This window comes from Desulfosporosinus shakirovi (assembly GCF_020595055.1).
GTDB classification, from domain to species: domain Bacteria; phylum Bacillota; class Desulfitobacteriia; order Desulfitobacteriales; family Desulfitobacteriaceae; genus Desulfosporosinus; species Desulfosporosinus shakirovi.
This window is the reverse complement of the sequence record NZ_JAJDOO010000072.1, coordinates 1-7,455: the sequence shown is the minus strand read 5'-3', so window position 1 is coordinate 7,455 and position 7,455 is coordinate 1. Positions and strand designations below refer to the sequence as shown.

Here is a 7,455-nt window from a genome sequence, read left to right as displayed (position 1 = left end):
TAAACTTAATGAGAAGTATAAAAGAGACAATACAAGTATGAGATTAGATATCTTCTCAGATATTGAAACTTTAGAAGAGGCAGGTACAAAATAGCTTGCAAATAAGATCTTCGAGAAATCGGGGGGTCTTTTCTCGTTCCCAAAAACAGTAATATCTACATTCACAAATTTGCTCATATACACATACAATCCGTTCCAATGATTAAATAGCTATAGGGCACGGGGATTGGAATACAACTTTATGCTTCATGCATTATATACTTTTTCCTATTTGAGTTTTAAGAAATGCTTTTCTTTTAAAAAGATTTTCCAATAACTTTTCCACGTGGTTCCATTCAAACTTCTCAGTATGACAGCACTTGTTTCTTAACTCTCTGAACTCGTCCAAATCGAAGTAGTATTCATCCCACCATGCCTTATTACATAATGCATTTTCAAACTTGAGAGATTTCCCTGCCAATTGCCCCCGATGATTTTCATCCTTTAAAATATGGGTGAAAGTTCCGATCATAGCGTTGTTCTCTTTTAGCTGCGAGAGGGGCTTTTTTCCTTTGGTGAGGAAGCTTGAAAAAACGCGCTGCAAACCCGGCAGCAAACAGTATTTTAATTGTAATTCCATGGACTTGCAAAACATTATGGCACAGCAGGCAAAGTCAACGTCGTTTAACGAAAAGCGCTCTTTCATCAGATCAAATAGAAAGTATAACCGAATGCTCCAAACCATACTTTTTGCCACACACGGTTCAAGAGCTTCTATAGAAACAGCAGAGAACCCAAAATCGTTCATTTGTTTTTCCGTTAACACGGATTGATCGGTCCAAACATCTTCGAGCGCTGCCTGAAATGTATTTACAAGAATTTCTTCGATTTGTCCGTTTACTTGGAATGATTCGCTGTTTGGCACCTGTTTGAGAAGGGCCTCGACCAGCTTTTTATCAGCTTTCTTTTCTGGCGCTTCAGCGATTTCCTTTAAAGCGCGAAGGGCATAGCTGTCCATAATGCATTTGACTTTTTGCATTACGAGAGCGTGCTGCCAGACAGTGTAGTCACCAATGATATATAAGCGGTATTTCGCCCGTGTGACGGCAACATTTACAATATTATTGTTGACCCACCTGACTGTGTCCAAAGCGTTTTTGTCACAGCCAAGCAGAAATATCACTTCCTCTGCCTCTTTGCCTTGAAAAGTGTGAACGGTGCCAATATGTTTTTCCGCCCATTCCTGAATTCGTTTATCCGTTTTATACTCCGGCAGGGTACTTATCATTCTCTTTAATCCGGCTTTTACGGTAGTGAAAGGAGAGATTACAAACAGGCTCGGAATACCATCCGTTTTTTGAAACGATTCTCTAATTAATTCCAGAGTTTTTTCCCCTTGCTCTCTGACAAAATGATCCTTGCTTTGGTTGCTGTTTTCTGATCCTCCAACATTGATCCAACGCGAACTTTCCAGACAAAACCGGGCTTCTTGTTCTGGCTTGGGTTTCGCTGTTTGCTGCTTCATTGTATTGTCATAGGAAATGGCATTAGAAATTTCGTACATAGGGCTAATGCATCTTCTATGTACCGTCAGAGGGCACCCCACCCAAATTCGCCTGTCTTCCAACGGTTCGGTAAAATAGGTTCCTATGGGGTTGATACGATCCGCAAGCTCCTGTACGGAATGGCTCTTTGACTGATAGGGCGCGTTAAAGTCGTTTTTTATGATCCTCTTTATTAGGTCCATCTCTCCGGTCACAACCGGCTCAACTTGTTTGGGATCTCCAACTACAATCGCTCTCCGGCAACGGTAAAAAGATCCCAGCGCCATTTGCGGCTGAGCTTGTCCTGCTTCATCAATAATCAAAAATCCAATTTCTCCTGGACGCTTGATATCGCCCAGCATTGTACCTGCCGACGCAAATGTTGTAGAAAGCACCGGTGTCAGTAAAAAGATCGTATTTAACAGTGCTCCGAAACAATTTTGCCGATCCCGGGGAGAAAATTTTATCAGCTTGCCTTCATCATTTTTTATGATGCGCCACATCAAAAGAAGATTTTTCACATTCCAGCAACAGCTTTTTGAAGCAAGAAAGAAGTTTTTATGGAGCTGCAAAGCAAAGTAAAATAATTTCTCCCGCTCACGGTTATATTCCTCAGTAAACCATGGATTCAGCACTTGCGCCTTCGTATTTTCCTCTTCCTTTGAGCTGTCATAAAGCTGCCAAAACGCCTCGTCAAGAACAGTCATCTGATGCAGCGCATCCTTTATTTGCGCTGCCGCATTCAAGATTTCCAGATATTCCGTTTGAGACTGTTGAATCTTTTCTTTCAGTTCATGAATGGATTGATGCATCTGCTGTGCTTGATCAAAGCAAGACTCTTTATGCTTGCTTTGATCACCTTTATCGCGATTCAGCTGATTCATCTGTTTTTCAAGCTTGCAATTCCGGTTTACCTGCATATCAATCTGCTGGATTAGCGTTTCAAATTGTTCTTTCCTTTCATCCGCTAAATACTCCGTTTGTTTCAACTCTTTATATTTCTCACAGATTAGGCGGGATAACATGGATTCCTTTCCGATCAAATTGAAAAGAAAGTCTATAAAGTTCCGCTTGCCCTCCAGTTCCATAATTTCAGTTTGGAGCAATGGGAGGTTTTTTTCAGCTTCCTGCACAAGTTTCATTTGCTGTGCCTTCTCCATCTGGACAGAATGAAGCGCTTGTTTAGCTTTTTGCTGATCGCATTGAATATTTTGCAACTGACACTCCAAATCGTTTATCTTGCTCTCAATTCTACTTGCCTTTTGTTGTTCTTCTTGGATAGCGTGCATCAATTGTGTACATTGCTCTTCCAGGCAAATTTTAGTTTCAGAAAAGCGTTTCCTGGAACCGCTTACGGCGTCAATTTGCCGCTGTAAATTTTCCACCTTGGCGAGTTGCTGCCGGAACTGAACCACAGTTTCCGCATATTTTTCTTTTCGGGCGGATATTTTATCATTGGTGCCGAAATCCATGGTGTAAGGATACAGAACCTTCTGCGCATACCGCAATATATTACTTGACTTTCCAAATGGCGCCGAGATTAAGCCCCAACGATCCCTTTTGTCCTCTGATTTGAGCAGCATATCATTTGCATATTTACTAAAATAAACATCTGGAAATGTTTTGGGTTCACTTCTGCCGGACTCGCTGTCCCATATATTAAAAGATTCGCTGGCCGCTTCCTGTACATCAAACAGCTTTCGCACCTCTTTAAGCCCTTCCTGAACAGGAAGCGGATCTTCATCTGCCGGCAAAATTCCATTGCAAAGGGCCGTTCCGTCGGGCAGTTCTTTTGTAATGTTCTCGACAGCAGCATTGTTGCAGGATGCGACTAACATCCCATAGGCCTTTATTTCATTGTTTATAAAATCATAGTACGCGCTATGATAGTTACTGTAACTGTTTTTTGATCTGTCTCCATCAAAAAAAAGCTTTTTTTCGAAGGCATCATCTGGATCGCTATATTCAGATAATAGCTTTGCCCGCTCCACGATATTCCCTGCGATAATTTCTTTTAATAGAGTTGTTTTGCCAGTGCCGGGAGGCCCATTAACTGAGAAGATATTTCCACAACCCGCTTGGGGATGCGTGCCCAAATTAACTGCCAGTTGCTGCATAAAAGCAGGCATATATTTCGAAGGCCATTTTCCAATAGGTGACAAGAAAATATCCAAATAGCCGTTAAAAAAATCTGCACGTTCTTCTTTTGTATCATGATTCCAAGCGGTACGGAGATCTACTCGTTTGGCAGAATCCATCCTTCCTTCTTGCGGGTATTCTTCTGCGTAGGCTCCAACAATATAATCGATAACAGCCTTTTCCATTGGCCCTTTCGTTCCATAGTGATTTGCTGAAACTTCTTCTATTATCATTTGCAAATCATTCATAAAAAAGCTCTTGCTCAGGTCGCTGAAATACAAAGGCTCACTGTCTTTGCTTTTATCCTCTTCCGAATAATATTGCCGGTAAATCATAATCCCTTCCTGTTTGGCCGATGAATGACTTCCCCATATGGGATTTAGATAGGTTTTGTAAATCTGATGATATAATTGACCTAATAACTTAGAAGTGATTGTCGCTCCTATAGTTTGTCCATCCTCATTTTGATGAGTCAAGTAGTCTTCGAACACCTGCATATCGTTACTATAGGCTTTTAAAGATAACAACATGGACAAATCTTCATCATTAATCTCGCCTGTATGGCTTTGCAGACGCGCAATGCCCCAAATTAATGGCGATACATTGACACTTTTCTCGATATAGCAGCCCTGAGGGTCACATTTTAAACCAATTAAGCTGATGCTGCTATGATCTTTTTCTGGAGAGTATATCTTCTGCGCAAATCTTTGCTGAAGATACTCTATACAATTCATCCGTTTGATTTTTCCGAAGCATATTGAAACTTCATCCGAAATTTCTGGATATTGCCTATATTGCTCTAAACTCTTCTGGGAAAATATTGTCATAGGATCAATTTCCTCAGTGGCAAAAGGATGATACAAACTAATTTGTTTCCAATTCGTTTTTCCTTCCGCTGCCTTGCAGTTATTTTTCTGGTTTTCTCGGGTTTCTAATGGAAAGTTAGGCTGACTAAGAAATTCAACAAGGTACCAATATCTCAAAATTTTTAAAGCAATTTTACATTTATCCATTTCAAATGTCACATCCCCAAAGTTACGTCCTAGAAGCGTCCGATTATTGCTATAACAAAACCATTATTGAGCACTCCCATTATTAGGCCTAATTACTATACCCATAAACCAGTCTTAGAGAAATTGCACAATAAATCAAGAAACCGTCACCTATTGATTGTAAGGGACGGTTTCATGATTTTGTGATAATTAGTTTTTACAACCGTTTTTATCACAAGTGATTGTAGAACTAGTATTTTCCCAATGACTCGAATTTTCCTCAGTATTAGTTCCGCAACCAGTTGTTCCGCCTTTTGTCCCACTATGCACGATTCCTGTTGGTATATGCTTAACTGCCATTATTTCACCTCCCTTCAAAATCAAATTAGCACAATGCGATTTGCAGCTAATTATACTAGTTCTCTACAGGACACTTAACTGTTCATTAGAAGGGGCAAATATATTTCGCTAGTTTATTCCGGACCCCCATGTGGCACTTCGTGCCACACCATCAAATGGACGAAAAGGTTAGAATAAAACGTTGCCCTCGTGAGATACTTTTGCTAACGCATAGATCGAAATGTCTTGGTGCATTTAGCCCGATGTTGTAGACTGATTAAGGCACCCTGCTGCTTCACAAATTGTAGCCATGAGCATGTAAGTATAGACATTATCAATATTTATACTCCATTAACTCCACTTTTACAAAAATCAGAATTCATCACTTAGCTGATAATCGTAAACCTACACTTCGAATGGTTGTTACACTTAAAAATCTCCATATCTGCCCCTTCTCGTGAGTAACTCCCCGTCACATTTGGGACAACTATTAGCGCCAATTTGGTTTGCTACTTCAGCCTTCTTTTTATGTATACCTTCGACATGCTGAGTTCTAACTTTTTTATTACGTGGGTCACCCGTGAGCAGAAAATCTGGCATCCTATTTCTAATAGCTCGTATAACTGCAAACACTTTCTATAGCCTAAATTCTTCATTATTCTGTAAAACCCTGCCAACAACCGCTCCTTTTTACAATATTCTTTAAATTGCACCCTATTAGCACGGACCTTCTGCTTGATAATCTATCAAGCATCGCTTACTCTGCGTAAACCATAACCCTCAGCTCAGACAATTCTATGTAAAAAGGAGCGAAGCCTAAGATTCATTCCCTTAGTTTCGCTCCCTTTAATAATTATCCACTCAACTGAAACTCTCTTTCGGTTCTATCCTCAGCACATCAGCTGAAATACACAATCTTTCCGTTTCACCCTACAACACTAACTCACAAATCTAAGCTTTCTTCAGTAGATCCCTACCTATTAAACTTCTTCAAGAAATTCAACCTGGATCTTACCCTCTAATAGGTCTTCAAACGTTTGGGCTGCTTCCTGAAAATAAGCTGTACTCCCATTGGCTTTGAAGGCCTCCTTGCCGGTTAAGATCCTTGGACCGGCAGTCCAAATCCTCTTTCCCTATTCAGAATCACGGTTTTCATCTCGAATGGTCATGACTTTGATCCCAGGAAGCGGCTCTCCATCCATGAATTCCGCTTCTCCCTCCTGCTGTGCTTTTAAAAGGATATCCATGGCATCTGCAACTTTAGCCGCAAGCTGAAAATACATCATTTTATAATCCGGCATCCTATTATCCCCCCTATTTCAAGCAGCGGCAAGGTTCCGGTTCATGACCCGGTCCTGCCGTCTGCTTTTATAGGGGAAATTAAAAAGCGCATGCGAGGTTTTTTTCACCCTACACATGCGCTATGCTTCGTTACTTGCTGAATCCTAAACACCTAACCTCAATCAACCGGAAGCAAACCGGCTGTGAACAGAAAAGCGGTCCGCATAACCGGTACGCGAACAGTTCCTTTCCGCTGCCTGGGTCAGGAATAGGCTGATCTCTTGCTGCGTGAAGCCGCACAGTCTGCTCCCTGCCAGACATCCCATTACACTCACTTCACTCGCAGCACAGGCACCTTGCTTGTGCATAAACGGGCAGCATTGTATAATAAAAATGTCGTCGTGGACAGCTGGACTGTTACGTGTAGGTGCCAACTCACCTGCTCGTGCCTGGAAGTGCGTCAACACTTTCAGGTCACGGCGACTTTTTAATTTCCACCTATTCCTAATTATAGCTTTTTTGAGGTGAATTGCAAGGTATGGGAGAGGGGTAGAGTGGGAAAAAAACCGTCTTGCCCGCTTCGAATCTTTATGGGAAAACAGACAAATTATCAAGAAAAAATATTGCACCAAGAACATATGTTTGATACTCTATGATTAACAAATGGACATTCGTAGCCTTTGTGAAATAAAATCACTTTTGGTTATTATCGTTGTTTTACTGCATATGAACGGAGGTAGACGTGATGCAATCAGGGAAAAAGTATCATAAAGTCAGTTTGGCGTCTGCTCCATGGAAAATGCATGAGTTTTTTGCAGGAAGCGGCTTAGTTGCTTATGGTTTAAAAGATATGTTCCGCCCTGTTTGGGCAAATGACATTTGCTCTAAGAAAGCTGCCGTCTACAAAGAAAATTTTACAAGCAGTCACTTTGTACTGAAAGACATAAAAAACATATCCGGGACTAGTTTGCCTCACGCGCATTTGTCTTGGGCAAGTTTTCCTTGTCAGGATTTGTCCTTGGCAGGCTCCCTGGGTGGGATTGACGCGGAACGCAGCGGTCTGGTTTGGGAATGGCTTCGCATATTAGAGGAAATGCCGGAAAAACCGGCACTTTTATTAATTGAGAACGTTACGGGCTTATTATCTTCAAATACCGGCGCAAACTACATAAAACTTCATT

The 7,455-nt window shown here is 41.2% G+C and carries 4 protein-coding genes; 1 reads left to right on the top strand and 3 read right to left on the bottom strand.

The annotated features are described in order from the left end of the window. Positions 1–253: 253 nt before the first annotated feature. From LJE72_RS25620 to LJE72_RS25610, 3 genes are all read right to left on the bottom strand, one after another. A complete protein-coding gene (locus LJE72_RS25620; protein ID WP_229250968.1) occupies positions 254–4,675 on the bottom strand; it encodes an AAA domain-containing protein in 4,422 nt (1,473 codons plus the stop codon). Between the two features lie 189 nt (positions 4,676–4,864). Then, positions 4,865–5,014 (bottom strand): hypothetical protein, encoded by a 150-nt coding sequence (locus LJE72_RS25615; RefSeq protein ID WP_165800501.1) that lies wholly within the window; start codon positions 5,012–5,014, stop codon positions 4,865–4,867. 1,112 nt (positions 5,015–6,126) lie between these two features. Beyond that, positions 6,127–6,294 (bottom strand): hypothetical protein, encoded by a 168-nt coding sequence (locus LJE72_RS25610; RefSeq protein WP_229250967.1) that lies wholly within the window; start codon positions 6,292–6,294, stop codon positions 6,127–6,129. 725 nt (positions 6,295–7,019) lie between these two features. On the opposite strand from LJE72_RS25610, the gene LJE72_RS25605 reads away from it, so the two are divergent. Then, positions 7,020–7,455: DNA cytosine methyltransferase (locus LJE72_RS25605; protein WP_229250966.1), on the top strand; the 436-nt coding region annotated here is incomplete at its 3' end.